The sequence below is a fragment of the Arthrobacter sp. B2060 genome (genome assembly GCF_059090445.1).
In genome coordinates this window covers 203248-228945 of the sequence record NZ_JBNHFR010000005.1, presented here as the reverse complement: position 1 = coordinate 228945, position 25698 = coordinate 203248, and the positions used below count along the sequence as shown (strand labels likewise).

Here is a 25698-nt window from a genome sequence, read left to right as displayed (position 1 = left end):
CTGCGAGGTACCGGCCAGTGATCAGAGCGCGGGAGGCGAGCCTGCGGACCGGGAGGCGAACCGGATGACCCGCTTATCGAACAGCAGCACGATGACAACAACGGCGGGAAGGAGCATGGCTAGGCCCGCCAGCGGATAGCCGCCGGTAAGGGTCGGGAATCCTATGGTGAGCACGAACAATTGCGCCACCAGGGCACCTGCCCGTGGCCAGCGGAAGCCCCTGAACAGGAACACGGCAACGGCATACAGCCACGATGCGAAAGCCAGCAGTAAAGCAAGGGTAAAGACGGCGCCCCAGAACGACAGAACAGGGGCGGCGGTCAGAAGCTGGAGTCCGTACCAGCCGGCAGCGGCCAGCAGGGCGGTGGCTTCGGCCGCGACAACCGCAGAGATTACGGCGATCGGACGGGGACGCCCGCCGAAGGACGATGGCGGCTCCGGCGTCCGCTGATGTTGGAAGCCCCCGTTATCACCGGGCTCGGGGGACGGGTCGGAAGGGCTGGCTGGGGGTCTTGACACACTGGCACCCTACCGGACATAGTCGACACTCGGTGGGGGCGCTTGCCCGGTGTGATGCATCGCTCACGTTTCGGAGGCATTTCGTGGACCACTACCCCTTGTTTACACAGCGTTAACATGAAACGCTTGATCCAGATGACCAAGGGGGCCCCTCAGGGCCCCTTTCCTATGTAGGCCCTAGTGAATATTTTCACAAGTGGCGATTGACTTCCCAGGAATGGAGTGACTGATCAGCATGGATTGGCGTAACCGCGCAGCGTGCCTCGACAAGGACCCGGAGCTTTTCTTCCCGGTAGGAAACACGGGCCCAGCCCTGCTTCAGATCGAGGAAGCCAAGAGCGTGTGCCGCCGGTGCCCCGTGGTCGACACGTGCCTGCAGTGGGCGCTCGAGTCCGGCCAGGATGCCGGCGTCTGGGGCGGCATGAGTGAAGACGAGCGCCGTGCGCTCAAGCGCAGGGCAGCCCGCGCGCGCCGGGCCTCCTAGCTCGCCAGTTTCGGCCAAAGGCCGCGGACCTAGCGTCCGCGGCCTTTGCTGTTGCCCAAGGGCTTCCAGTGGTGCGTTGCCGTGCCCGTCTGCCGCTACCGGTTTGCCAGGCTCAGCACGATCTGGACAGCAGTACCGCCGCCCTCCCGGGGCTTCCACTGGATGGTTCCGCCCAGTTCGCTGGTAACGAGGGTCCGGACGATCTGAAGCCCAAGGCCCTCCACGTGGGGGCTGTCCGGAAGTCCCACGCCGTCGTCTGCCACGGTCACCGTGAGCAGCTCAGCTCCGTCGTCCCCCTCAGACCTGTCGGCCAGCAGCCAGACTGTTCCGGTCCGGCCTTCCAGCCCGTGCTCGACGGCGTTCGTCACCAGTTCATTGATCACCAGCGCGAGCGGGGTGGCAAAGTCGCTGGGGAGTTCGCCAAACTGACCCGATCTCTGGGTTTTCACCTGCTGGGAGGGCGACGCAACCTCGGCCGAAAGCCGGAACTGCCGTCCGATCAGCTCATCGAAGTCAACGCTCTGCGTGAGCCCCTGCGAAAGCGTCTCGTGGACCAGGGCAATCGTGGCAACGCGCCGCATGGCCTGTTCCAGTCCCTGTTTTGCTTCGTCGCTGACCATGCGGCGTGACTGCATCCTCAGCAGCGCGGCCACTGTCTGCAGATTGTTCTTGACCCGGTGGTGGATTTCACGAATGGTAGCGTCCTTTGTGACGAGCTCCATTTCCCGGCGCCGCAGCTCTGACACATCGCGGCATAACACCAGTGCGCCGAACCGCTGCTGTTCGTCGCGGAGTGGAATCGCCCGCAGGGACAGGCTGACGCCCCTGGACTCGATCTCGCTGCGCCACGGCATGCGTCCGGTGACAACCAGGGGCAGCGTTTCATCGACCATGCGGCGGTCCCTAAGCAGGCCGGCCGTGACTTCCGCGAGGGAACGCCCCTCCAGCGACTCGCCGTCTCCGAGCCTGCGGAACGCGGAGACACCGTTCGGGCTCGCATACTGCACGATGCCCTCGGCGTCGAGCCGGATGAGTCCGTCACCGACACGGGGCGCCCCACGCCGGGAGCCCGTGGGCGAGGCAAAGTCAGGCCAGAGGCCCAGCGTACCCATGCGCAGGAGGTCGTAGGCGCACTGGCGGTAGGTCAGCTCAAGCCGGGACGGCATGCGCGAACTTGAGAGATCCATGTGGGACGTAACCACAGCAAGGGTTCGCCCGTTCCTGACCATCGGCACGGCTTCCACCCGGAGCGCCATCTCACTGCTCCAGTTGGTTTCGCTGGAACGCTCGATCGTGCGGCTTGCCCACGCCTTGTCCACGAGAACCTGAAGGTCGGACCGGATGCCCTCCCCGACGAAGTCGGCATGGAATACCGTATGCGTCGTGGAGGGCCGCACGTGGGCAAGCGCCACGTAGCCATAGTCCGGGTGCGGAAACCAGAGGGCGAGGTCGGCAAAGGCGAGATCGGCCACCATCTGCCAGTCGCCCACCAGGAGGTGCAGCCACTCGGCATCCCCCGGCCCAAAATCAGCATGTTCCCTGATGGGGTCCGTAAAGATTGCCACTGCACCTCCAGATTTCGACGCGGACCGATGTCCTAGCGCCGGACGATTGACCTCAAGAGCCTCAATGCTACCGACAGCGAGGCCATGTCGTCCGCTTCGAGGGCGTTGACCTCATCGAACATGCTCTTCGCACGCCCCAGTTGCTCGGCATTGAGTGCCTCCCAGGCCTTGAGCCGATCCTCTGCCGGTGCCCCTGCATCAGTCGACTCCAGCACGGCCGTCGTCATGTCTGAAACGGTCGAGTAAAGATCGTCTCGCAAGGCAGCGCGGGCGAGTGCCTGCCACCTGTCCTGGCGCGGCAGCGAACTGATCCGTTCGAGCAGGGAGTCCGCATGGAAGCGGTTGAACACGGTGTAGTAGACGTGGGCGATTTCGCCCACGGGCTCCGTGCGGCTGTGGGTGATCTTCGCGATGTCCAGCAGGACGAAGCTCTCAAAGAGCTCAGCCCAGCGGTGGGCAATATCTTCAGGCAATCCCCAGGACCGTGCCTTTTCAAGCCACTCAGCCACCCGCTCGCGGTCATCGCCGCGCAGGTAATCCAAAAGGCGGGCACGCATGGGATCCATGAGCGGCTTGAATTCTGCAACGATGTCCGCGATGGGTCGGGAGGTGTTCCCCTGTCCAAGGACCCAGCGCACCGCCCGGTCCAGGAGCCTCCTGATGTCGAGGTGAACCGTGCTCCAGTGCTCCGTGGGGAACGACGCCGGAAGGTCGTTGAGTTCGGACACCATGTTGTCCAGCTCGTAAACCTCGCGGAGCGCCACGAACGCTTTGGCCACCGCCACTTCGCTCGCGGATGTTTCTTCCATGGTCCGGAAGACGAAGGTGATGCCGCCCATGTTGATCATGTCATTCGCGACCACGGTTGCGATGATTTCGCGGCGCAGCGGATGGGTGTCCAGCTCGGCATCGAACCGTTCCCGCAGCTGCTTGGGGAAATACTCGCGCAGCGTCTGCCGGAACCAGGGGTCGTCAGCAAGGTCGCTGTCACGCAGCGCCGTAGCCAGCTCGATCTTGGCATAGGCTGCGAGCACTGACAGCTCGGGCGAGGTCAGGCCCTGCCCTTGCTCCAGCCGTTCATGAAGGACAGCGGTGGATGGCAGAGCCTCCAGGTCACGGTTGAGGTCCGCGGCCTTTTCCAGCCAGTCCATCAGCCGCTCGTAGCTGGGACTCCACTCGGCTACACGTTGACGGTCGTTGAGCAGCAGGATGTTCTGGTCGATGTTGTCCTCCAGGACAAGCCGGCCCACTTCGTCGGTCATCGATGACAGGAACTCTGCCCGCTCTTCCGGATCGAGCTTCCCCGCAGCAACCATCCGGTCGACGAAGATCTTGATGTTGACCTCGTGGTCCGAGCAGTCGACGCCTGCCGAGTTGTCGATGGCGTCCGTGTTAAGGATGACGCCCTGAAGTGCAGCCTCGATGCGGCCGCGTTGTGTCATACCCAGGTTTCCACCCTCGCCCACCACTTTTACGCGGAGGTCGCGTCCGTCGACCCGGATGCCGTCGTTGGCCTTGTCCCCCACCATCGCATGGGACTCGGTGCTCGCCTTGACATACGTGCCGATGCCTCCGTTGTACAGCAGGTCCGCCGGCGCCAGCAGGATGGCCCGCAGCAGTTCGGGCGGGCTCAGCTGGGTGGTTGACTCCGGCAGGCCGAGAGCCGCCCGCACCTGGGGAGAGACGGCAATGGACTTGGCCTGCCGCGGGTAGACACCGCCTCCTTCACTGATGAGGCTCTTGTCGTAGTCGTCCCACGAGGACCGCGGCAATTCGAAGAGCCGCTGGCGCTCTGCGTAGGACTTTTCCTCGTCGGGGTTCGGGTCCAGGAATATGTGGCGGTGATCGAAGGCAGCGAGCAGCCGGATGTGCTTTGACAGCAGCATCCCGTTTCCGAAGACGTCACCGGACATGTCGCCGACGCCGACTACAGTGAACGGTTCCGACTGCGTGTCGAGGTCCAGCTCGCTGAAGTGGCGTTTGACCGACTCCCACGCGCCTCTGGCCGTGATGCCCATGGCCTTGTGGTCGTATCCAACAGAACCGCCGGAGGCGAAGGCGTCGCCCAGCCAGAAGCCATACTCTGCCGCAAGCGCGTTTGCGATGTCGGAAAATGTCGCAGTGCCCTTGTCCGCTGCCACCACGAGGTATGAGTCGTCGTCATCGTGCCTCACAACGTTTTCGGGCGCAACGAGCCGCTCACCGTCAGGGCCGGTTACAAGGTTGTCAGTGATATCGAGCAGTCCGCGGATGAACGTCTTGTAGCTTTCGATGCCCTCCGCCATCCATGCAGCCCTGTCCACAGCGGGATCGGGCAGCCGCTTAGCGAAGAAACCGCCCTTGGCGCCGGTGGGAACAATGACGGCGTTCTTCACGGTCTGGGCCTTGACCAGCCCCAGGATTTCCGTACGGAAGTCTTCCCGCCGGTCGGACCAGCGAAGACCGCCGCGGGCGACCTTGCCGAACCGCAGGTGGACGCCCTCGACCCGTGGCGAGTAAACCCAGATTTCGAACTGCGGCCGCGGGAACGGCAGGCCCTCGATGCCTGCGGGGTGCAGCTTGAAGCTCAGGTAGGGCTTCTCCTGGTAGAAGTTTGTGCGCAGCGTTGACTCGATCAGGTTCGTGAAGGTCCTGAGGGCGCGGTCGGCGTCGAGGGTCGCGACAGTTTCAATGGATGCGGCCAGCTCGGCACGGACCTTTGCCTGCCGTTCATCGCGTTCCAGCTCTGTCAGTGCCGGATCGAAGCGGGCTTCGAACAGCGCGCTGAGACCCTTGGTGACCTCGGGGTTGGCCAGCAGGGTATCGGCCAGGAACTCGAAGGAGTTTGTGTTGCCCATCTGGCGCATGTACTTGGCGTAGGCCCGCAGCACAACCACCTGTCGCCAGTTCATGCCTTCGCGCAGCACGAGGCGGTCAAAGCTGTCCGATTCCGCGGCTCCCGTCACTGCAGCACCGAAGGAATCAGCGAGCAGCTGGCCGGTGGATAGCGGGTCCACCCCGGCAGGGAATTTCAGCCCCAGGTCGTAGAGGAAAAAGTCGCGGTTGTCGGCCGTTTCGATTTCGAAAGGCCGCTCGTCCAGGACCTCAAGCCCGAGGTTATGGAAGTAGGGAAGGATCTGGCTGAGGCTCTTGGGCTCGAGCATGTAGAGCTTGACACGTGCATCCTCTTCGAGCGTTGCCCCCGCCCCCGCTGGAAGGTAGACATGCACGCCCGGGCGCTCCTGCTTCGCTCCTTCGCTTCGTTCGGCCGCTGCCCCGTACTTTTCAAACCTCTCAATGTCTTCCAGGGCGTCTTCCACCTCGTAGTCCACGCGGTAGCTCGCGGGAAAGGCCTCAGCCCAGAGCTCTGCAAGTTCTTTGGAGCCCTCGCCGTCGCCCCGGTCGCGCAGGACTTCGCTGATGCCTTCGCCCCATGACCGCGCTGCTCGGACGAGCCGCCTCTCCAGGTCCTCGGTGTTGACATTGCTGACGTCGGCGCCCTTGGGCAGCCGGATCCGGAAGAACAGCCGGGCCAGGGCTGACTCCGTCATCCTCGCCTCGTAGTCGATGGACTGGGCATGGAAGGTTTCGCGCAGTTCCTGTTCGATCCGGAGACGGACGTTGGTCGTGTACCGGTCCCGTGGCAGGTACACGACGGCGGACATGAACCGGCCGTAGATGTCCGGCCGCAAGAACAGCCGAGTGCGGCGGCGTTCCTGCAGCCTTTGGATGCCGGTGGCCGTCGCAGCCAGGTCGGGGATTTCGATCTGGAAGAGTTCGTCCCGGGGGTACGTTTCGAGGATGCCGAGCAGGTCCTTGCCCGAGTGCGAATCGGGCGGGAACCCAGCGCCCCGGAGGACGGCTTCCACCTTTTCCCGGACGATGGGGATGTTCCGGACTGAACCGGTGTAGGCGCTGGTCGCAAAGAGTCCGATGAAGCGCTGTTCCCCATTGACGTTGCCGGCCGCGTCAAAGCTTTTCACACCGATGTAGTCGAGGTACGCCGGGCGGTGCACCGTCGAGCGCGAGTTGGCCTTGGTGATGACCAGGGCCTTTTTCTCGCGCGCCTTCCGCCTGCCGGCGTCCGTGAGGTGCTGGACATGGGGCGTGTCACGGTGGGCGCGCAACAACCCGAGCCCGCTGTCCTCCCGGAGTTCCAGGACGTCTTCCCCTGCCTCGTTGATGAGGTCATACTCGCGGTAGCCAAGGAACGTGAAGTTGCCTTCGTCCAGCCACCGAAGCAGGTCCTGGGCCTGGCGCAGTTCGGCGATTTGAGAGGGATTGGCAACTTTGTCGAGGGATTCGGCTATTTGCCTCGCCTTGTTGCGCATTTTCGGCCAGTCTTCAACCGCTGCCCGGACGTCCCCCAGAACCCGTTCGAGGCCTTCCTTCAGGCGAGGCTTTGCCTCCTCGTCGGCGCGGCCAATCTCCACCGCGATCCACGATTCCATATGGGTTGTGTTGTCACCCTCGGCAATCAAGTGGGACAGGCTAGGGAGTGCAGCGGTGTCGCCGCTGGAAATGCCGACGCTGGACGGCACCCTGTTCACTTTGACAAGCTCATGGGTCTGGCGGTTGCGGGTGACGACGAACATGGGGTGGACAACGAGGTGGATGGCCGAGTTCTGGCGGACCAACTCTGCGTTCACGGAATCCACCAGGAAGGGCATGTCATCCGTAACGATGTACACGACGCTGCGGTCCGATTCATCAACAATTGAGATGTTGGCGGTGCCCGGCTCCCTGCTCGCCGCGACCTTCTTGTGCGTCTCGGCCCGCTGACTCAGGACGTCGTTCGGATAAGCACGAAAGTCCTCCTCTGCGAGGTGCTCATAGTAGTCCGCAAAGAAGCCCTCTTCGGCTCCGATCGGACGGGACTGATCCTCCACGCTGGACCCAGACGACATTGATAAACGCCTCCATCACAAGTTCATGGCCGCACCGTTGCAGCCCTAATCGTGAGCCTAGCCCCTCAGCCAACGCTTTGTTGTGGAAGAAAATACAGAGGATCGTCGGTTTTGCTGGCCAGGTGCACAAACCAGCGCTGCTATGCCGGAGCGAAGGGGCGAATCCGGAGCTGCCTCGAGCAGCAAAGACCCCGACAGCAGCGCCGTGTCACACGCCCCTGGATCGGATGGAAGGAACGCCTTGATGCCGGTTGCCGGGCCATAGCGCTCCCACGCTTCGCGGAGTTGCCGTTCAGGTGAGCGCCCCACCGCTGCGGCGCGCACCTTGTTCATAACAACTTCCGGCCGCAAGCCCGGCACTGCCGTATCCAGTTCGGCGAGACCCCGGACCAGCCGGGGAACCCCGATGGAATCCGCGGCCCCTACGGCGAAGACCGTGTCGGCCAGTTCCAGGCTCCTGAGCGTGGCCGCGTTCCGGCGGGGCGCCATGGTGTCAAAGCTGAGCTCCTCGTCAGCCTCAAGGCAGAATCCGGTGTCAACGACAACAACGTCTGCGACGTCTTTGGCCCGCTCAAGGACACGTGCCAGCGCGGTGGCCCGAAGTTCCGTCCAACGGTCTGCCCGGGTTATGCCGGTCAGGACACGCAGGCTTCCCCATTTCATGGAAACTGGCACTGCCACCCGAAGCAGTGATGCTGTGTCGAGCAGCCCCTGGTCCGCTAGCCGGCAGGCCTGTGCAAGGCCGGCCGCCTCGTCCAGGAGCCCGAGAACCGCGCCGACGCTGGCCCCATAGCTATCAGCGTCAACGAGCAGGACCGATTTTCCCTCCGCGGCAAGTTCGCCGGCAATGTTCACAGCGAGCAGGGTCCGTCCGGGCGATCCGGCAGGACCCCATACTGCGATGATCTGGCCGGTTCCAGGCGCGGCCGAAGGGTTTCCGGCGTCGTCGGTGTCGGGCCGCAAGACAGCCCCCGCATCTGCCAAACCGTGCTCCCCTGTTTCCATGGCGGCATTGACCCGGCCCGGGAACTGGTCAACTGCCTCGGAGATACGCTCGGCCAGTGCTGCGGATTCCACAGTCGAAAGGACAGCGGACACGCCAATGCCGCGCAATCGGGAGGACTCTTCCTCGCTGTCCGTCAGGGCGACGATGGCAACACCCACCGCGGCGAGCCTGTCGACCAGGGAGGCAGTCAGTTCCTCGCTCCCCTTTGCCACGACAGCGGCCCGGGCGAGCCCGCTTTGGCACGCAGCCAGCAGCTCCGTCAACTCAGTGCACCGCCGCACGACAGTGACGGGTCCATGAAGCCTCTCGAGGCCGCCGACCAGATCTTCCTGGGCCTGCCCGACGGTGACGACGGGAATGCTCATTTGGCGGCACCGCCGGGATTCCACACCACGGAAATCTTGGCATCGTTCGCCTGCGCCCCCAGGAGGGAAGGCATATGCTCATCGCCCACCAAGACCATCAGGACGGTGGATTTCGAGGATCCAAGAGCTGACGAACCGGGTGAGACCTGGGCGATTTCCGCGCCCGGAAGCAGGAGTTTCGGCTGGGCAAATCCGTTCCGCGCATCGGGCATGGACACCCAAACGTCAACACGGGTGCCGGCCACTGCCTGGTCGGGCAGCGCTTCCTGCACCGTAACGGCCACCGGCTTCCTGTCCAGCACGTCGACATTTCCCAGGCTTTCCCGGGGCAACAGTTGGTCCTTTCCGATGCGCTGGACAGCCACCGCGCCGTCTGGCATCCCGGACTCCGCCGTTATGTAGCGGGACTCCACGTCCCCCAGCCGCACTTTGACGCGGCTGACGTTATCGGGGGTGAGTTTCTCTCCGACTCCTATCGCTTCGCGGGCGGCGAAGACTTCAGTGGTCTTATCCGCGCTGCCGAGGAGTGAAATCACGCCCACCACCGAGGCGAGGATCAGCAGCACCCCCACAAGGAGCCTTGGATCCTTCCACGAAGGTTTCTTCAGACGGGCCCCTGTGGCTGCGGCGCTGGAAATCATGCGTACGTGCTCCCCCTTGACGCGTCAGGCGCGATTGGCTGCGCCAGTCATGATTATTGATACGGCATCCTTGGCCAATCGGGAAGTCCCGGGTCCAAACATCATCAAACTGTGGATAACGGCACCATCTGCATCCACTGGTGGCAGAATTGGGCTATGCCCCGTTTCCTCACCCTTGCAGATGTAGCCGAGCAGCTCCAGATCAATTCGCCTGCTGCCTATGCACTTGTGCGTAGCGGCGAACTGAAGGCCATTCAGGTGGGTGGTCGCGGTCAGTGGCGCGTCGAGGAGAAGATGCTCGAACAGTACATTGAAGAGCGTTATGCCGAGGCAAGCCGGATGATCGAAGAGTCAAAGTCCAAGTCGGACTGATCGTTCCTCCTCCTCCGACCGAAACGCTACAGTTCCCCGGAGCGCATTGAACGAAGTGCAAGCAAAGACCCAAAGGGAACGGTTGCAACGTCCACGACGTTCGATGCCCTGCGCGCTTCACCCGGCGGCGTCACAGCGAGGTCCAGAAAGTCCCGCCCCACGCGGTCGATGACGCCGGAAATCCGTACCTCGCCAGCCCTGCCTGTGGCCAGCAAGACCGTGAGCGGCACCCTGTCCCGGGCCAGGCTCCGAAGCGCGTTGGCCAAACCCAGCTTTCTCCGTACTGCCGATGGCTCACCCACGGCATAGCGGCCCATCCCCCTGTAATGGGACACCGCAGCGTAGGGAATCAGGACCTGGTGCGCTTCCTCATCGATGACCAGGCTTTCTGCACCCGCATGACTCAGGGTTCCCATGAAGTCCGTACCGGAGACCAAGTGAACGCCAACGCTCCGGCCAAGCGATCCGCGGAGCCGATCGGCCATGCCAATAGACGCCATGTCAACCCGTGACCGCTCCGATACTTCGGACTCCCGGCCCAAGACCGCGGCCTCCGCTATCTGCGCCTCGAGGTCTTCAAACAGGGCATTCCATCGCATGGCGCAACCCTAAGCGCGCTGGCAGCAACGGTCAATTCAATTGAAGGCAAATCAACTCTGGACAGTAGGCACCAAAATGGCGCAAACTGACTGGGTCAGTATCGAACCACATCAAACTGCATCAAATTACATCAAATTACATCAAACACTAGGAAGAGCAGCTATGGATTCCTCCAGCTCGAAGATCGTCCCCTCAGATGCAGCTTTGGCCTTTGTCATCCTGGGGCTAGGGTCCTTTCTGGCCTTCACGGGGGTAGGTCTCATGGGACGGTGGCAGCACTCCTCGTCCCGGCGGCAATCCATCGCCTTCGAGGATCTCCTGGGCTTCGTAGCGGTAGCTGCCGGGCTGGTCATCGTCGCCTGGTGGGTGCTGTCCCTCATGGCTGCGTTTGCGGCAGCCGTGTTGGCACAGGCCGGACGAAAGCACGCCGCGGCACTCGCCGGACGCTTCAGCCCGGCATTCATGCGCCGGCTCGCCCTGGGGGCACTGGGAATGCAGTTGATTGGGACACCCCTCGCCCACGCAGATGCGTCGCAGGGGCCGGGGCTGGTCCCAAACTACACGGTGGCAGTGGCTGCTGCGTGGGCACCCACCCAAGATCAGCGTGCAGACAGTCCGCTGCGGTCCTCTGTAAGCTTGGCGTTCGCCGCCGAGCCGGCGCAAGAAAATCTCACCGGCCCGCGGGTACCGCCCACGTCGGATGTACGGCCCCAGTGGCAACCCCACCCGCCAGTTTCAGCGCCCAAGTTTGTCACCTCAACGCCGGCCAGGGCCATGAACAACCAGCCACACCTCCCCCAGGTAGTGGTCAGGGCTGGTGACTCACTGTGGACGATCGCTGCCACACACCTAGGTCCGGAAGCCACCGACATCGAAATCGCCAGGGAGTGGCCCCGATGGTTTAGAGCAAACATCGCGACAATCGGCAGCAATCCGGATGTCCTCCTGCCGGGCCAGATTCTCAGGGCTCCGTGAGCACGGCGGGCACTACGGCGAGCCTCAGCATTCCCGCATTACAGCGTGCCTGGCATTCCCTGGCGTGCCCGCGCTTCCGTTCAAGCCCAAAGGACCGAGTCATGACTGCAGCACCCACCATCCGGAGCGCGGGCATCCCAGCGCCACAGGCCGTCCAGTCGATGGGGCTGGGCGCGACTGAAGAAATGCGGGAGATTTGCGCCATCACCATGTCCACCGTCCAGGCGGCCATAGAAGTCCTTGCCGGCACCAGGCCGATCAACCAGCTGGCGCGGCGGCTGGACCAAAGGTGCCTGCTGGCGCTTCAGCATCGCGCTAGCCTGACGCGGCGGGAGGCTGCCCGTGCACCCCGGAAACTGGGGCGCCTCCACCGGAACCCGACCGTACGCTCCGTCCGGGCATGCGAAATTACTCCGGACATTTTTGAAGCCAGCGCTGTCGTGATCGACGAACTGAGGGCCCGTGCGGTTGCCGTGCGACTCGAGCGAAGCAAACAGGTCTGGCGGGTCACGGCATTGGAAATCGGCTGAGCATCAGAGAGCGCAAGGACCAAGCACAGCAAGGGACCGGGCGGTTGCCCGGGTCCCTTGCTGCAGGTTGTCAGTGCGCTCGGCTCTAGCGCTTCTTCTTGCCGTCGCGGCGGTTCTGCGAAGCGGCCTTGGCCGGGTTCCCCGAGCGTCCTGCCGCCCGGCCCTCGACGCGGGTTTGGGTTCCGCCGCCCTCAGCGGGCGCCGTGTATTGCAGCTGCGCCGGCTTTTCCGGCGCTTCCAGGCCTGCGGCGCGGATCTGCGGCTCATGGTGCTCGGTGTGACCGCCGGCAGCATCGGCCACCACAACATCCTCGGCGGGGGTGACCTCAACCTCAAGGTTGAAGAGGAACCCGACGCTTTCCTCACGGATGGCCTCCATCATGGACTGGAACATGATGAAGCCTTCGCGCTGGTATTCGACCAGCGGGTCACGCTGCGCCATGGCACGCAGTCCAATGCCCTCCTTGAGGTAATCCATCTCATAGAGGTGCTCCTGCCACTTCCGTCCGATGACGGAAAGAACAACGCGCCGTTCAAGTTCGCGCATGCTTTCGGAACCGATGGCTTCCTCGCGGGCCTGGTACACCAGCTTCGCGTCCGAAAGGATCTCTTCCTTCAGGAACTCGACGGTAATGCGCGATTTTCCGCCCGCCTCGTCGATCACATCGTGCGGGGTCACCGTGACGGGGTAGAGCGTCTTGAGGTTCGTCCAAAGCTGGTCGAAGTCCCAGTCGTCTCCGTTGCCTTCGGCCGTGGCCTCGTCGATAAAGGCATTAATGGTGTCTTCGAGGAAGAACTGCACTTTTTCGTGCAGGTCGTCACCCTCGAGGATCCGGCGGCGGTCACCGTAGATGGCCTCGCGCTGGCGGTTGAGGACGTCGTCGTATTTCAGGACATTTTTGCGCTGCTCCGCATTTCTGCCTTCCACCTGGCCCTGGGCCGAGGCGATGGCCCGGGACACCAGCTTGGATTCGAGCGCCACATCATCTGGCACTGAGCTGTTCATCAGGCGCTCAGCAGCCCCGGAGTTGAACAGCCGCATGAGGTCATCGGTCAGCGAGAGGTAGAAGCGCGATTCGCCGGGGTCGCCCTGACGTCCCGAACGGCCACGGAGCTGGTTGTCGATCCGGCGTGACTCGTGCCGCTCGGTGCCCAGCACGTAGAGGCCACCCAGGTTCAGCACTTCCTCGTGCTCTTCCTTGACGGCCTGCTTGGCGGCGTCAAGCGCCTGCGGCCACGCGGCCTCGTACTCCTCGGAGTTCTCCTCCGGATCCAGCCCCTGCCGGGCGAGTTCAGCGATTGCTGTGAACTCGGCATTTCCGCCCAGCATGATGTCCGTACCGCGGCCGGCCATGTTGGTGGCCACGGTCACTGCGCCCTTGCGGCCGGCCTGTGCAACGATCGCCGCTTCCCGCGCATGGTTCTTGGCGTTCAGCACCTCGTGCCGGATGCCTTCCTTGGCCAGCAGCCGCGACAGGTACTCGCTCTTCTCGACGCTGGTGGTGCCGACCAGAACGGGCTGGCCCTGTTCATGGCGCTCGGCGATGTCCTTGACCACCGCATCGAACTTGACGGTTTCGTTCTTGTAGACCAGGTCCGACCGGTCGATCCGCTGCATGTCCCGGTTGGTCGGGATGGCGACTACCCCGAGCTTGTACGTACTCATGAACTCGGCGGCTTCGGTCTCGGCCGTACCGGTCATGCCAGACAGCTTCCCGTACATGCGGAAGTAGTTCTGCAGAGTAACGGTGGCGAGGGTCTGGTTTTCGGCCTTGATCTCGACGCCTTCTTTGGCCTCAATCGCCTGGTGCATGCCCTCGTTGTACCGCCGGCCGGCGAGGATGCGGCCCGTGTGCTCGTCGACGATCAGGACTTCCCCGTCAAGGATGACGTAGTCCTTGTCGCGCTTGAACAGTTCCTTGGCCTTGATGGCGTTGTTCAGGAAACCGATCAGCGGAGTGTTGGCGGATTCGTAGAGGTTCTGGATGCCCAGGTAGTCCTCGACCTTTTCAATACCGCTTTCGAGGACGCCGACGGTGCGCTTCTTCTCGTCGACCTCATAGTCCTTCTCGGGCTGCAGCCGCAGCACCACCTTGGCGAATTCGCTGTACCAGCGGTTCGTGTCCCCCTGTGCCGGACCGGAGATGATGAGCGGGGTCCGGGCCTCGTCAATGAGGATGGAGTCGACTTCATCGACAATCGCGAAGTGGTGCCCGCGCTGGACCAGCTCCGACTTGTCCCAGGCCATGTTGTCACGCAGGTAATCGAAGCCAAATTCGTTGTTGGTTCCGTAGGTGATGTCCGCGGCGTACTGCTGCCGGCGGACGGCCGGGTCCTGGTTGGCAAGGATGCAGCCGCTGGTGAGTCCGAGGAACCGGTAGACCCGGCCCATGAGTTCGGACTGGTACTCGGCGAGGTAGTCGTTGACCGTGACGACGTGCACGCCTTTGCCGGCGAGGGCATTGAGGTAGGCCGGTGCCGTGGCGACGAGCGTCTTACCTTCACCGGTTTTCATTTCGGCGATGTTCCCAAGGTGGAGTGCAGCACCACCCATGAGCTGGACGTCGAAGTGGCGCAGGCCAAGGGTGCGGGACGAGGCCTCGCGGACCGCGGCGAAAGCCTCGGGCAGGAGATCATCCAGTGTCTCGCCATCCAGGTGGCGCTCCCGGAGCCGGCCCGTTTCTTCACGGAGCTCGGCGTCGGAGAACGTTTTGAATGAGTCTTCAAGGGCGTTAATGGAATCGGCATAGTTCCGCAGTTGCTTCAGGGTTTTCTTATCACCTGTGCGGAGAAGTTTTTCGATTAGTGATGCCACGTGAAGTTGCTCCCAGTCTCATGCTGCCGAATTCTGGCGTGTTCAGTCTACGGGAGAGACGCGAAGCGGGTAGCCCTGTTCCCTCAGAGCGGATACCTGCTGTCGGCGCCGCTGATGGCTGCGCCCACCGCCGCGGCAAGGTCCCCTGACGGCGATACAACCACCTCCGCGAGCCCAAGCCAGTCGGCCATCAGCCGCAGTTCCGCGGCGAGTTCGACGGCGGTGTCCGCCGGGGCGTCCGGCTCGCCGAAGCAAGCCTTGGCCAGCAGTCTGCCGCCCGCGCGGTCGGTCTTCAGGTCAACCCTGGCCACGATTCGGTCCCGCAGCAGAAAAGGCAGGACGTAATAACCGTACCGGCGCTTCGACTGAGGGGTGTAGATCTCGATCCGGTAATGGAACCCGAAGAGCTCCTCCAGCCTCCGGCGCTCGAAAACCAGGGAGTCGAACGGGCTGAGCAGTGCCCTGCCCGTTGCGGTCCGCGGCAGCCGGGCCTCGACGTGGCGGAACAGTTTCCGCTCCCAGCCGCGGACAGTGACCGGCTCAAGCCTGCCGCTGTCCACAAGATGTTGGACAGACACAGCCGCCGCCTTCATCGGTGTCCTGAAATAGTCGGCAAAGCACCGCACTGCCCCGATGCCGTGTGCCTGCGCCGCAGCCTCGATGAGCCTGTCCATGGCCGACTGGGGATCTTGAGGCGCCTCCAAGTCCAGGGCCGGGAGGACGTGCCTCGTTAGCGCGTACCGGCGTTCGAACTGGTCGGTCCTCGATGCGCAGGAGACAACGCCCTCTTCAAACAGATGTTCCAGGACACGCTTGACCGCGTTCCAGTTCCATCCCCAGTTCACGTGTTTGCGGTCCTCTACATGGCCGATGGCCGCCGTAAGTTCGGCGGCGGTCATGGGTTTTCCGGCAGCCAGGGCGTCCAGCACGAGGCGCGTCACGCCTGAGCGCAGCGCTGGATCCATGGCTGACGCTCCCACCCAGGTGCGGTTCTGCCACGTCACGAGGTCCTGGAAATGCTCTGGCCGGATGAAACTCGCCTCATGGGCCCAGTACTCGAGCATCCGCCGGGGATGCCTGCCCGCCATCTGTTGCAGGATCGTTCGGTCGTAATTGCCCAGCCTGGAGAAGAAGGGGAGGAAATGGCTCCGCGCCAGGACATTGACGGAGTCGATTTGGACCAGTTGGATCCGGGCAAAGGTCCGGCCCACCGTCCGTGAAGTCACGGGGCCGGCGGGCCGTCCTTTGTCCAGTCCCTGGGCTGCCAGGGCGATCCGCCGGGCCTGTGAAAGGCTCAGCGTTGCAACCATGTCAGCCCTTTCGTTGTGAGGGCACTATCCTAGGCTGTTGCGGCCGCATCGTCGGAGCGGTACGCGTGGATCTTCTCCTCCAGGGTGTTCTCGCCGGGCTCGCAGTAGTGGTCCAGGGTGATGACGCCGTAGGTCCAGCCGCGGCGCCGGTACACCACTGACGGCGCGTTCGTGGCCTTGTCCACGAAGAGGTAAAAGTCGTGGCCGATAAGTTCCATGTTGTCCACGGCGTCATCCAGCGTGAGGGACGCCGCCGGAAAGATCTTGCGGCGGATCAAAACCGGAGAGTCTCCGGCAGGAATGTCATTGTCGACGTCGTAGCGCGACTTCTCCGCCGGCTCCTGCGCAGGCTCGTCGCGGTTGCTCGCCTCGACGTAGATGGGCTGGTTGGTGCTGGCGGGCTCCAGGGATGCGGTCGCCTCGCGTACGGCTTTGGGAGTGTGCCGCCCGTGGTGCACCTTCTTGCGGTCCTTCGCCCTGCGGAGCCGCTCCAGCAGCTTGTTGTAGGCGAGATCGAATGCGGCGAACTTGTCTGCGGCGCTTGCTTCGGCACGGATTACGGGGCCCCTGCCCAGGACGGTCACTTCAACTGTGAGCTGGTCGCCGGTCTGGCGTGCGTTCGTTTCCTTGGAAACCTTCGCATCCACCCGCTGGACCTTGTCCCCAAGCGATTCGATCTTAGAGATCTTCTCGCCGGCGTATTCGCGGAATCGGTCCGAGACCGTCAGATTTCGTCCGCTAATCATGAACTCCATGGTGCCCTCCAAATGACTTCGGTGACACGACAGCGGCACTTCATGGGGACGATCTGACTGACAGTCGAGCCCCTTTCCGAGCCGCTATCGAAAGGTACAACTGATCTTGGTACCCATAACCGACGTTAGTTCATAGCAACGAGTTATTCATCCTTTCGCCCTTTATTTTTTTCTATGACTCCTGTAGCCGGCGGGGCTGCCCCCGGAGGGGCCGGGGAGGAGCCGGGGAGGGGCTGCGGAGCTGCTGCGTCGGGCGCGCGGGTGGCTGCCAGGACTACGGCACCGCGGACCACGGCCCCGGCCTGGTGCAATGCCCGGGCGGCCTCCGCGAGCGTCGCACCGGTGGTGAGGACGTCGTCGACAATGATGCACGGGCGCCCTGCCAGCCCCCTTTCCCCCGCCTTCCAGGCAACCCGCATGGAGCCGCGCACCCTCCCGGCCCGAGCCCCTCGGCTCAGCCCCTTCTGTCCGCCGGACGTCGCCGTACCCGCGGCCACCGTGGGCGACCTGATCTTCCGAAGGACGTCATGGCACTCCAGGCCGCCCAGGATGCCGTGGCGGCGGAGATAGCGGACCAAGAGGTGTACCGGCGTGAATCCGCGTTTCCGGTACGCACCGCTGCTGCTGGGCACAGGCACCAGCCAGATGTCCCGGTCGGTGCCCACGGCGGCAAGGATCGCCCGTCCCAGAGCCTTTCCCAGCGATGCGGTCAGGGGTCCCTGGCCATGGCGTTTGAAGGAGAGTACAGACTGTGCCAGCTCCTCGCGGTAGATGCCGGCCGCCACCACAGGCAGAAGGACGGAGCCGTCCGTGCCCATCAGGGCGGGAGCTGCAGACTCGGCCCGGAACGGCCTCCGGGTCAGCAACCGGACCTGCCGCTCACAGCCGGAGCAAATGGCCTTGTCTTCGTTGCCGCAGCACACGCACTCGACGGGCACTGCCAGCGCCATGACCTCGGCCGTTGCGTCAGCCAACAGGTCCGCAGCCCGCAGCAGCCGCCGCCGGTATTCACTGCGGTGCTTCGCCCGTCTGAGCAGGTGGGGCAGCAGGTCAGGGTCCCCGGCAGCGCCGTGGACGGGTTGCGGGTGTCGGGTCTCCACGCAGCAAGCATCGCCCGGACGCGGCGACGGCGGAAGAGGCTCCCGTGCCGCTGTGGAAAACGCCGCCGCGAAAACGCCGTTATAAAGAACGCCCTGTGGAAAACGCCGCCGCCGAAAAAGCCAGGCGCAATCAGCCGGGGAATGAGGGATCCAAGGGCCCCTTCAGCTGTGGCGACCAGCCGTTCCCCAGCCTTTGGAAGATGCCGTCCGCGGACTGGGCGTAGATTTCCTCGGATCCGTTGCCGGCGCTGAGTGCTACCAGGCCGCGCCACGGCGCGAGCTTCTGCGGCTGGGTGGAAGTGAGGGAGAGCAGTTCCGGGGCGACGTTCGCCGAGGCCGCGCCCTTCATCACCGCTACCGTTGTGTCGGTGACCCAGACTCCTTGGTTCGGGCTGGCGCCCGACTGCAGGGTGATCGGCGAGGTCAGCTCCTTCGGGGTGCCGTCGGCGCTGCGGATGATGCCGGTCACCTGGACCCGGGTCACTCCGTTCTGTTCGGAAATAACCAGCGCCCGCACGCCCTCGCGGGAAACGCGGAAATCCTTGACAGTGCGTCCCGCCAGCCAAGACGGGGTCAGCGTCACGGCCGGCACCGTGGCTCCTTGCGCTACCCCGGTGGGGCGGAATGCGGTGACCTCGGTGACGCCCTGCGCACCTGGCCCCGCGGTCCAGACCCAGTCATGCAGGCTAAAGGACGGGCGGGAGAGCGTGCTCCGGGTGATCAGGGCACGCGGGGCCTGCCCCGGAACCATGGAGTACAGAGTGCTCCGGGTGCTGTCGAGAAATGCCACCGTCTGTGAGACGGGCGATTCAGCCGGCGCACGCGGCTTCAGCCCCGCAACGGACTGCATGTCGGGCAGCGGGGAAATTCTGTTGTTCTCATAGCGCACCAGCTCGTTGTTGCTGACGGCGATCTGGCGGGCCGGAACATTTCTGTTCTGCACGGGCGGCAGCACCGATCCGTTGTCCTCAACACGCACCAGATCCTGGTTGGCCCTAAGCTCCACGTTGATGACATCGGGCTGGCTGCGGAACGTCAGGGCCAGCTGAGTCTGCATCCTCAGCCTGTCTTCCGTAGAAGCTTCGGTGAGTTCCTTGGCGGACAGATCCACCTGGGCAGCTCCGGAAACCACCGGCACGGATTCCCGTGCCAGCTTCATCCCGGACGGGAACGCGCTGACGACGGCGCCCTTGAGATACGGAGCCGGCCCACCAAGCAGGGCGCTCGTCATCGACTTGACGGTCTTCTTCTTGATGAACCAGCGCACGTCGGGCACGGCGTAGGTGAACGTGGGGTCGTAGAAGTAAATGGGATAGGCGCCGTAGATCACCTTGAACGTCTCTTCAGGAATGGCGGTGCCGTCCGGAAGTTTGGATATCCGCCACTCCCCGTCCACCTGGGTCAGCGTGACGGGGATGCTCTCCTTGGTGCCCTCCGGCATCTGGGTGGCAACGCCGTCGGCATCCACGGAATACGCGACATCCAGTTCGTAGTTGAAAACCCCCTCGACGCCCGTCCGGACCACCCGCTCGGACCGGAAAACCAGCGTGCGCTGATCGGGCTTCCACGCAACGGACGATGCCTGGGTGAGGTACTGGCGCGCCACGGCGTAGTCATCCTCATAGCCGCTGCCCGCCAGATAGAAATCCTCGATGACGGCTTCAGGGCTGGACCCCGTGCGGGGCGCGACGGGGAAGAAAACCGGAGCATTGGGATTTCCCGCGCTCTCGTCGGTGCTCTTTCCCACCGGCCCGGACCGGGGAATCTGGGCGCACGCGGCCACCAACAGAAGTACGACGGCGATGAGCGCCGCCGCAGCGCGTCCCACCACCGGCCGCCTTCTCATGATCTCTCCCCCGTGGCGGCTGTTTCCGGTGCAACGTCACTTTCCGATGCAACGTCGCCCTCAGGCGCAGCTTCGGTTCCGCGAGGCTCTGCCGTTTCATGCGGGGCCGGCGTGGCCCCGTCCGCTTCCTGGTTCCCCAGAACGAGGACGGTGCGGTCGCCGGCAGCGGGAAGGGCTACGTCCGCAGGTTCAAGCTGCAGCGGTGACTTTGTGATCGTGCCGCCCTGTTTCAGGGGAAGGGTCAGCCGGAAGTTGGAGCCCACGCCCTTGTTTCCCCAGGCCTGGAGCCACCCGTTGTGGAGCTTGGTGTCCTCGGTGGCGATCGACAGGCCCAGGCCGCTGCCTCCTGTCGTCCTCGCCCGTGCAGGGTCGGCGCGCCAGAAACGGTCGAAGACCCTGGCTGCTTCGGCGGGGCTCATTCCTATTCCGTGGTCACGGACGGTGATGGCAACGGCCGTCGCATTGGACGCCACCGAAATGTTCACGGGCCTCCCCTCACCGTGTTCCAAAGCGTTCAGTACGAGGTTCCTGAGGATCCGGTCAATCCGGCGGGCGTCCATCTCCACCACGATGCTTCCCTCCGGGGCGTTCAGCGTCATGGCCGAACCGTACTCCTCGGCCACGGGCGCGGCGCCTTCCATGACGTGGGACACGAGCTGGACGATGTCCGTGGGCTCCGCATCCAGCATGGCAACGCCGGCGTCAAAGCGGGAGATCTCGAGCAGGTCAGCCAGCAGGGACTGGAAGCGTTCAACCTGGTTGTAAAGCAGCTCCGCGGACCTCTTGTTAATGGGGTCGAAATCGTCACGGGCGTCGTACAGCACCTCAGCTGCCATTCGCACGGTGGTCAGCGGGGTCCGCAGCTCGTGGGAAACGTCGGAGACGAAGCGCTGCTGCATCTGCGAGAGGGTGGCGAGCTGGGTGATCTGCTCTTGGAGGCTGGCGGCCATGTGGTTGAAGGATGCCCCGAGCCGGGCCACTTCGTCCTCGCCCTTGACCACCATCCGCTCCTGCAACTGCCCGGCAGCGAGCTTTTCGGACACCACAGCAGCATGGCTGACGGGGCTGACCACATTCCGGGTGACGTACCAGGCAATAGCACCAATCATGATGATCAGTGCCGCGCCGCCGGCCCACAGGACGTTTTGGATCTCGTCCAGGGTCTGCTGGGCCGTGTCCAGGTCGTAGATCAGGTAGAGCTCGTAGACGGTGCCGTTGAACGTCACCTTGTTGCCGACGGCGATGCCCGGACGGTCTTCGGTGCCTACGGGAAACTCCATGGACGCCCAGAACTGGTCTTTGCCGGAATCCTGGACAGCGGCCCTGAGCTCCTTGGGAATGACGCTGACGGTCAACTGGTCCGAAGCCCGGGACTCGACCCAGCGGTTCCGGGGCTTGGTTTGCTCGGGCATCGCTTCAAAGACGTAGCGCCGCTGGATTACGGATCCCCTGCCTTCGACCGCATTCAAGGTGTCGTAGACGAGGGTGATGACGCTGGACTGATCGGTGACCTGGGCGCCATCGAACGTATCCTGCACCTGCTTGACGTTGTACCGGGTCTCTGACTCCGCCTGCGTCAGCCGTTCCTGGAAGAGATTGTTGGCGATCTGGTTGGACAGGTACGCCCCCACGATCGCAAAGGAACTTATGGACAGCAGCAGGGTGGTCAGGACCGTCCTGAATTGCAGGGAACGGCGCCACCTGCGCTGGACGGAGTGCAGCAGGAACCGGATGCCGGGAAAGACCCTGTCCAGGCCGGTGCGCACGAGCCGCAGGACGCGCAGTGAAACGATCAGGGCGCGCCGTCTCCAGATCCGCGCCCGCAGCGGCAGCCGGACATATCCGCCCGAGAAGGCGTCGGTGTGCTCCGGAGCAGGGTGGGCGGCCGGCCCGTGCGGGCCATCGGTCCCGGGCGATACGCCGTGCACCACCCGCGGGCCGCCGGGGACAGTGTGGACGTCTACCTGTTGTGAATCGGGCGCTGGATCCGGCGCCGCCGCACCCGGCATGGGGGCGCCGACCGCCGGCCCTTTAGGGGCTTCGGAGGGATTCTGGCCCTGGGGTTCAGGAACCTGCTTTATAGCCGACACCACGGACCGTCAATACTACTTCCGGTGCTTCCGGATCACGTTCAATTTTCGACCTCAGTCGCTGGACATGGACATTGACCAGCCGGGTGTCCGCTGCATGGCGGTAGCCCCAGACCTGCTCGAGCAGCAGTTCACGGGTAAAAACCTGCCAAGGTTTGCGCGCCAGAGCGACCAGAAGGTCAAACTCCAGCGGTGTCAGTGAGATCCGCTCGCCGCCGCGGCTCACGGCGTGGCCCGCGACGTCGATGGTTACGTCTGCAATCCGGAGCGTCTCCGGTGCCTTCTGATCGCCTGGGCGAAGCCTGGCCCGCACGCGGGCGACCAGTTCGGCGGGTTTGAAGGGTTTCGGCACGTAGTCGTCGGCGCCGGATTCCAGCCCCCGGACGACGTCGGACGTGTCCGATTTGGCAGTCAGCATGACGATCGGAACATCGGACTCCGACCGGATCTGGCGGCAGACCTCGATGCCGTCCGTCCCGGGGAGCATCAAATCCAGCAGCACAAGGTCCGGTTTTGAAGAGCGGAAGATATCCAAGGCCTGCCCGCCATCCGCGCAAAAGACTGGCTCAAAACCATCATTGCGCAAAACAATGCCGATCATTTCAGCCAATGCCTCGTCATCGTCCACTACCAGAATGCGTGCCTTCATAGTTATATATTCCCTTATTGCCCTTGCTTTGTCCTATTGACGGCATTCTCGGCATGGCGGGCAGCCCGCTAGGATGCAGCAGGACAGCCCACGCCCTTCAGGAGGATCCAAATGACCATGCCGATTTACCAACAGGCTATGGGAGCAGGGTTCACCCGGTTGCAGCCTGAGCTCCAGGAGTACTTTTCGCTCGCACCGGGTTCAGGCATGTATGGGGTGGGCGAAGGCACCTTTGACGTCGCCGGGTGCCGGCAATCCTGGCTGCGGCCGCTGCTCCGGATGACGGCAGGCGAACAGGCATTTTTCCCTGAATACGGTGAAAGCGTGCCGTTCCGGATCGAAAACCATGCCCATCTGGATCCGTTCGGCCGTTCCAGCCTGACAGCCCGGCGGGAGATCTTCTTTCCCGGCCGTACCAGGATCTTTCAGGACACCACCAGTGTGTCTTCGGCGACGCACCGTGTTTCCGAAGGGTCTGATGGCTCCGGCGGACACGCCAGGCTCGTTGACTACGTGGGCAGATACCGCAGACTGGTCACCGACCTTAATCTGAGCGCCACCCCTGAGGGCAGGCTCCGTGGGGTCTCCGAAGCGTCCCGGCTGTTCCTGGGCCCGGTGCGACTGCCGCTGCCCGCTTCACTCGATGCAAAGGCCTACGCCGAGCAGTGGTGGGAGCCATCAGACGGGGACCGTGGCCGTCACCGCATCCAGGTGAAAGTGATCCAGCCGCAGATCGGATTGGTACTGGTCTATGCCGGGCATTTTGACTATCGGCTTGAGTCGTATGCGGAGGGCACTTCGACGCCGGGATTCCTCCCCGAGTACGCCGCCCCCGATCGCTGGGAACAGCGGAGCTGACGCTGCCCTTCAGCGCTTTCGGTGCCCGGTGAATCTTGCTGGGCCAGTTCCGGCAGTACTCAGCCCAGCGCCAACTGGTTCAGTGCGTCGGCAACGTGGGTCAGCCGCGTGAGCACCGCGGTGGCGCCGGAGGGGGTAAACCCGTCGAGCCCGCCTGTGGGGGTAATCCTGAGCGTACGCAGCTCTGTGGCAGGCAGACCGAGCTGTCGCCAGGGACGCCACACCGCGTCGGCAGCCTCACCCGCCTTGGCCAGCTCTGCCTCGGGGTTGTCCACTGCCAGGGCACCTGCCCACAGCCGTTTGCCAGCCTCTACGGCCTCAGCCAGCTGCTCCCACTGGCGTGACGTGAGCGCTTTGAGGGGAACGGCGATGCCGTCGGCGCCGGCCGCGAGGATCCGCTCAAAGGGCGCCTCGATTTCGGGCACCGAAATGACGACTTCGGCGGCGCCGGCAGCGTGGAGGGCGTCAACCACCACGCGCCAAAGCTCGGACACTTCCTGCCCGGGAACCGAACGCAGGGTCCGGTAGCCGCTGGCTGTTGGAATCGTGCCGGCAAGCACGGAAGCAATGTCCGGTTCGTCGACCTGCGCGACCAGCCGGGCGCCGGGAACGGCGCCCCCCACGCGGGCCAGGTGCTCCCCCAGTCCGGCGGCGAGGGAAGCGGCGATATCGCGCCGGGCGCCGTAGTCAATCAACGCCCGCTCACCGTTGTGCAGGTGCAGTCCGGCGGCCAGGCTCAATGGACCCCGCAGCTGCACCTTGAATTCCGATGCCGGGCTGTCTTCTTCCCCGGCAACGTCCGCGAGCACGTTGATGTCAGTGGAGAGCGCCGATTTAGCCCTGATCAGGTCCCGCCCGGGACGGTCCACCAGGCGCCAGCCGTGCGGCTGCACGTCCACAGCCATCTCAACGAGGAGGGATGCGGTGCGGCCTATGGCGTCGGCGCCCACTCCGCGGCCGGGCAGCTCGGCCAGGTACGGCAGGTGGGGGTCTCCGAGTTCACCGCGGATGCTGCGTATGGCCTCCAGCGGATCCTGCCCGGGCCATGGTCCCAGGGCCGTGGCCGTCACCTGGCCCTGCTGCGCCTCTTCTGCTGCGGTCACGGCTTAGGCGCTGAGCTGCGTGGTCGGTCCTGCGGCAGGGCTGGCCGGCCCGCCGCCACTTTGACTGCCGGGCCCCCTGCCGGCGCCGTTGTGGTGGTCCTCCGCGATGGCCTCGTGGTGGCGGATGACCTCGCCGATGATGAAGTTCAGGAACTTTTCCGCGAAGGCAGGATCAAGCTGGGCATCCTCGGCGAGCCGCCGCAGCCGGGCGATCTGGGCCGTTTCCCGGCCAGGGTCCCCGGCAGGGAGCCTGTGCGTGGCCTTCAGGAAACCCACCTTCTGCGTTGCTTTGAAGCGTTCCGCCAGGAGATAAACAAGGGTCGCATCGATGTTGTCGATGCTGGACCGGATCGACAACAGCTCCGCCATCACCGCGGGATCCACATGCCCGGCCAGCGAACTTGCGGCGGGATTGTAGGACTCACTGTCAGGCAGATCATGGTTTAGCTCGGTCATGATTCCAGTCTATGGGCACGGCCGGAATGTCCGCCGGTGTTAAGCTGCCGCACGCGCCGACAGCGGACGGACAATGTAAGTGTTCCGGAAAAGACCGACGGCGGAGGGTGACCATGAGGATCGCAGTGCTGGGTACGGGCGTCGCGGGCAGGACCCTGGCGGGAAAGCTCGTGGAGGTCGGGCACGCCGTCACCATGGGGTCCCGGACGGCCACGAACGAGGCGGCCGCGCAATGGGCTGCCGGCGCCGGCCCGCTGGCCAGGGCCGCCACCTTCTTCGATGCGGCTGCGGACGGGGAGGTGGTGATCAACGCAACACCGGGCACGGTGTCCCTTGACGTGTTGGCGGCCGCCAGCACCAGGAACCTCGACGGCAAGGTGCTGATCGACGTCGCAAATCCGCTCGATCATTCGGCGGGCTTCCCGCCGTCGCTCTCCATCGCGAATACAGACAGCCTGGCGGAAGCCATCCAGCGGGCCTTTCCCACCGCCAAGGTGGTCAAGGCCCTGAACACCATGCGCGCCGACGTCATGGTGGCTCCGGAGCGGCTGGCCGGCGGCGACCACGACGCCTTTCTGGCTGGCGACGATGCGGACGCCAAGGCTGTGGTGAAGGGGCTGCTCGCGGAATTCGGCTGGCGGCCGGAACACATCCGGGACCTGGGATCGCTCGATGCCGCCCGCGGAATGGAGATGTGGCTGCCGCTGTGGCTGCGGATCTTCCTCACCCAGGGCAACAAGGACCCGTTCAACATCAAGGTGGTTTCGGCTTAG

Annotated in this window: 21 protein-coding genes; 6 read left to right on the top strand and 15 right to left on the bottom strand. The window is 64.1% G+C overall.

Translation table 11 applies throughout. The features are described from left to right. Positions 1–21: 21 nt before the first annotated feature. Complete coding sequence (locus AC5RUM_RS11510) at positions 22–519, bottom strand: hypothetical protein (protein ID WP_494035049.1); 498 nt, start codon at positions 517–519, stop codon at positions 22–24. 235 nt (positions 520–754) lie between these two features. On the opposite strand from AC5RUM_RS11510, the gene AC5RUM_RS11505 reads away from it, so the two are divergent. Further along, the gene (locus AC5RUM_RS11505; RefSeq protein WP_003804966.1) at positions 755–1003 is read left to right on the top strand and encodes a WhiB family transcriptional regulator; all 249 of its coding nucleotides are present in this window, start codon (positions 755–757) and stop codon (positions 1001–1003) included. Between the two features lie 95 nt (positions 1004–1098). Here AC5RUM_RS11505 and AC5RUM_RS11500 read toward each other — a convergent pair whose 3' ends face one another. The 4 genes from AC5RUM_RS11500 to AC5RUM_RS11485 are packed head-to-tail and all read right to left on the bottom strand — an operon-like array spanning position 1099 to position 9466. Then, a complete protein-coding gene (locus AC5RUM_RS11500) occupies positions 1099–2568 on the bottom strand; it encodes a sensor histidine kinase (RefSeq protein WP_494035048.1) in 1470 nt (489 codons plus the stop codon). Between the two features lie 32 nt (positions 2569–2600). After that, positions 2601–7454: an NAD-glutamate dehydrogenase gene (locus AC5RUM_RS11495; protein ID WP_494035047.1), complete on the bottom strand. Its 4854-nt coding sequence runs from the start codon at positions 7452–7454 to the stop codon at positions 2601–2603. Positions 7455–7511: 57 nt separating this feature from the next. Next, positions 7512–8825, bottom strand: a complete 1314-nt coding sequence (locus AC5RUM_RS11490; RefSeq protein WP_494035046.1) for a CpaE/TadZ family protein — start codon at positions 8823–8825, stop codon at positions 7512–7514. Continuing rightward, the gene (locus tag AC5RUM_RS11485; RefSeq protein ID WP_494035045.1) at positions 8822–9466 is read right to left on the bottom strand and encodes a hypothetical protein; all 645 of its coding nucleotides are present in this window, start codon (positions 9464–9466) and stop codon (positions 8822–8824) included. The genes AC5RUM_RS11490 and AC5RUM_RS11485 overlap by 4 nt, the downstream gene beginning before the upstream one ends. A gap of 156 nt (positions 9467–9622) precedes the next feature. Between AC5RUM_RS11485 and AC5RUM_RS11480 the strand changes: the two genes are divergently transcribed. Beyond that, positions 9623–9838: a helix-turn-helix domain-containing protein gene (locus AC5RUM_RS11480; RefSeq protein WP_400578601.1), complete on the top strand. Its 216-nt coding sequence runs from the start codon at positions 9623–9625 to the stop codon at positions 9836–9838. Between the two features lie 26 nt (positions 9839–9864). On the opposite strand, the gene AC5RUM_RS11475 is transcribed toward AC5RUM_RS11480, so the two are convergent. Then, positions 9865–10437: a hypothetical protein gene (locus AC5RUM_RS11475; RefSeq protein ID WP_494035044.1), complete on the bottom strand. Its 573-nt coding sequence runs from the start codon at positions 10435–10437 to the stop codon at positions 9865–9867. Positions 10438–10600: 163 nt separating this feature from the next. On the opposite strand from AC5RUM_RS11475, the gene AC5RUM_RS11470 reads away from it, so the two are divergent. Together AC5RUM_RS11470 and AC5RUM_RS11465 are read left to right on the top strand one after the other, a co-directional pair. Beyond that, positions 10601–11413 (top strand): LysM peptidoglycan-binding domain-containing protein, encoded by an 813-nt coding sequence (locus tag AC5RUM_RS11470; protein ID WP_494035043.1) that lies wholly within the window; start codon positions 10601–10603, stop codon positions 11411–11413. Between the two features lie 101 nt (positions 11414–11514). Then, a complete protein-coding gene (locus AC5RUM_RS11465) occupies positions 11515–11943 on the top strand; it encodes an Rv3235 family protein (protein WP_494035042.1) in 429 nt (142 codons plus the stop codon). A gap of 85 nt (positions 11944–12028) precedes the next feature. Here AC5RUM_RS11465 and secA read toward each other — a convergent pair whose 3' ends face one another. The 7 genes from secA to mtrA form a co-directional block, all read right to left on the bottom strand. Further along, positions 12029–14758: a preprotein translocase subunit SecA gene (gene secA / locus AC5RUM_RS11460; RefSeq protein WP_494035041.1), complete on the bottom strand. Its 2730-nt coding sequence runs from the start codon at positions 14756–14758 to the stop codon at positions 12029–12031. A gap of 83 nt (positions 14759–14841) precedes the next feature. After that, positions 14842–16068 carry a winged helix-turn-helix domain-containing protein gene (locus AC5RUM_RS11455; protein WP_494035040.1) on the bottom strand — a complete coding sequence of 409 codons (1227 nt, stop codon included), beginning with the start codon at positions 16066–16068 and terminating at the stop codon, positions 14842–14844. Between the two features lie 29 nt (positions 16069–16097). Next, positions 16098–16823, bottom strand: a complete 726-nt coding sequence (gene hpf / locus AC5RUM_RS11450; protein WP_494035039.1) for a ribosome hibernation-promoting factor, HPF/YfiA family — start codon at positions 16821–16823, stop codon at positions 16098–16100. A gap of 143 nt (positions 16824–16966) precedes the next feature. After that, positions 16967–17923 (bottom strand): ComF family protein, encoded by a 957-nt coding sequence (locus AC5RUM_RS11445; protein ID WP_494035038.1) that lies wholly within the window; start codon positions 17921–17923, stop codon positions 16967–16969. A gap of 130 nt (positions 17924–18053) precedes the next feature. Further along, positions 18054–19769, bottom strand: a complete 1716-nt coding sequence (locus AC5RUM_RS11440) for an LpqB family beta-propeller domain-containing protein (RefSeq protein ID WP_494035037.1) — start codon at positions 19767–19769, stop codon at positions 18054–18056. Further along, positions 19766–21862, bottom strand: coding sequence for an MtrAB system histidine kinase MtrB (gene mtrB / locus AC5RUM_RS11435; protein ID WP_494035036.1), 2097 nt, complete (start codon positions 21860–21862; stop codon positions 19766–19768). Before mtrB ends, AC5RUM_RS11440 begins: the two co-directional genes overlap by 4 nt. Next, the gene (mtrA, locus tag AC5RUM_RS11430) at positions 21834–22508 is read right to left on the bottom strand and encodes an MtrAB system response regulator MtrA (protein WP_494035035.1); all 675 of its coding nucleotides are present in this window, start codon (positions 22506–22508) and stop codon (positions 21834–21836) included. Before mtrA ends, mtrB begins: the two co-directional genes overlap by 29 nt. A 111-nt stretch (positions 22509–22619) precedes the next feature. Here mtrA and AC5RUM_RS11425 point away from each other — a divergent pair, with 111 nt between their 5' ends. After that, entirely contained in the window at positions 22620–23366 is a 747-nt protein-coding gene (locus tag AC5RUM_RS11425; RefSeq protein ID WP_494035034.1) for a DUF4166 domain-containing protein, read from the top strand. Between the two features lie 59 nt (positions 23367–23425). Here the strand turns inward: AC5RUM_RS11425 and AC5RUM_RS11420 are convergent, their stop codons facing one another. Together AC5RUM_RS11420 and AC5RUM_RS11415 are read right to left on the bottom strand one after the other, a co-directional pair. Next, a complete protein-coding gene (locus tag AC5RUM_RS11420; RefSeq protein ID WP_494035033.1) occupies positions 23426–24469 on the bottom strand; it encodes a uroporphyrinogen decarboxylase/cobalamine-independent methonine synthase family protein in 1044 nt (347 codons plus the stop codon). A 3-nt stretch (positions 24470–24472) separates the two neighbouring features. Further along, the gene (locus AC5RUM_RS11415; protein ID WP_494035032.1) at positions 24473–24925 is read right to left on the bottom strand and encodes a chorismate mutase; all 453 of its coding nucleotides are present in this window, start codon (positions 24923–24925) and stop codon (positions 24473–24475) included. Between the two features lie 113 nt (positions 24926–25038). On the opposite strand from AC5RUM_RS11415, the gene AC5RUM_RS11410 reads away from it, so the two are divergent. After that, the gene (locus AC5RUM_RS11410) at positions 25039–25698 is read left to right on the top strand and encodes an NADPH-dependent F420 reductase (RefSeq protein WP_494035031.1); all 660 of its coding nucleotides are present in this window, start codon (positions 25039–25041) and stop codon (positions 25696–25698) included.

What these genes read in the sequence shown, in the direction of transcription:
- AC5RUM_RS11415 (WP_494035032.1), bottom strand. Translation starts at nt 24,925, where the DNA reads ATGACCGAGCTAAACCATGATCTGCCTGACAGTGAGTCCTACAATCCC.
- AC5RUM_RS11490 (WP_494035046.1), bottom strand. Translation starts at nt 8,825, where the DNA reads ATGAGCATTCCCGTCGTCACCGTCGGGCAGGCCCAGGAAGATCTGGTC.
- AC5RUM_RS11470 (WP_494035043.1), top strand. Translation starts at nt 10,601, where the DNA reads ATGGATTCCTCCAGCTCGAAGATCGTCCCCTCAGATGCAGCTTTGGCC.
- AC5RUM_RS11410 (WP_494035031.1), top strand. Translation starts at nt 25,039, where the DNA reads ATGAGGATCGCAGTGCTGGGTACGGGCGTCGCGGGCAGGACCCTGGCG.
- AC5RUM_RS11505 (WP_003804966.1), top strand. Translation starts at nt 755, where the DNA reads ATGGATTGGCGTAACCGCGCAGCGTGCCTCGACAAGGACCCGGAGCTT.
- AC5RUM_RS11425 (WP_494035034.1), top strand. Translation starts at nt 22,620, where the DNA reads ATGACCATGCCGATTTACCAACAGGCTATGGGAGCAGGGTTCACCCGG.
- mtrA (WP_494035035.1), bottom strand. Translation starts at nt 22,508, where the DNA reads ATGAAGGCACGCATTCTGGTAGTGGACGATGACGAGGCATTGGCTGAA.
- AC5RUM_RS11495 (WP_494035047.1), bottom strand. Translation starts at nt 7,454, where the DNA reads ATGTCGTCTGGGTCCAGCGTGGAGGATCAGTCCCGTCCGATCGGAGCC.
- AC5RUM_RS11475 (WP_494035044.1), bottom strand. Translation starts at nt 10,437, where the DNA reads ATGCGATGGAATGCCCTGTTTGAAGACCTCGAGGCGCAGATAGCGGAG.
- AC5RUM_RS11485 (WP_494035045.1), bottom strand. Translation starts at nt 9,466, where the DNA reads ATGATTTCCAGCGCCGCAGCCACAGGGGCCCGTCTGAAGAAACCTTCG.
- hpf (WP_494035039.1), bottom strand. Translation starts at nt 16,823, where the DNA reads ATGGAGTTCATGATTAGCGGACGAAATCTGACGGTCTCGGACCGATTC.
- AC5RUM_RS11480 (WP_400578601.1), top strand. Translation starts at nt 9,623, where the DNA reads ATGCCCCGTTTCCTCACCCTTGCAGATGTAGCCGAGCAGCTCCAGATC.
- AC5RUM_RS11465 (WP_494035042.1), top strand. Translation starts at nt 11,515, where the DNA reads ATGACTGCAGCACCCACCATCCGGAGCGCGGGCATCCCAGCGCCACAG.
- AC5RUM_RS11455 (WP_494035040.1), bottom strand. Translation starts at nt 16,068, where the DNA reads ATGGTTGCAACGCTGAGCCTTTCACAGGCCCGGCGGATCGCCCTGGCA.
- AC5RUM_RS11440 (WP_494035037.1), bottom strand. Translation starts at nt 19,769, where the DNA reads ATGAGAAGGCGGCCGGTGGTGGGACGCGCTGCGGCGGCGCTCATCGCC.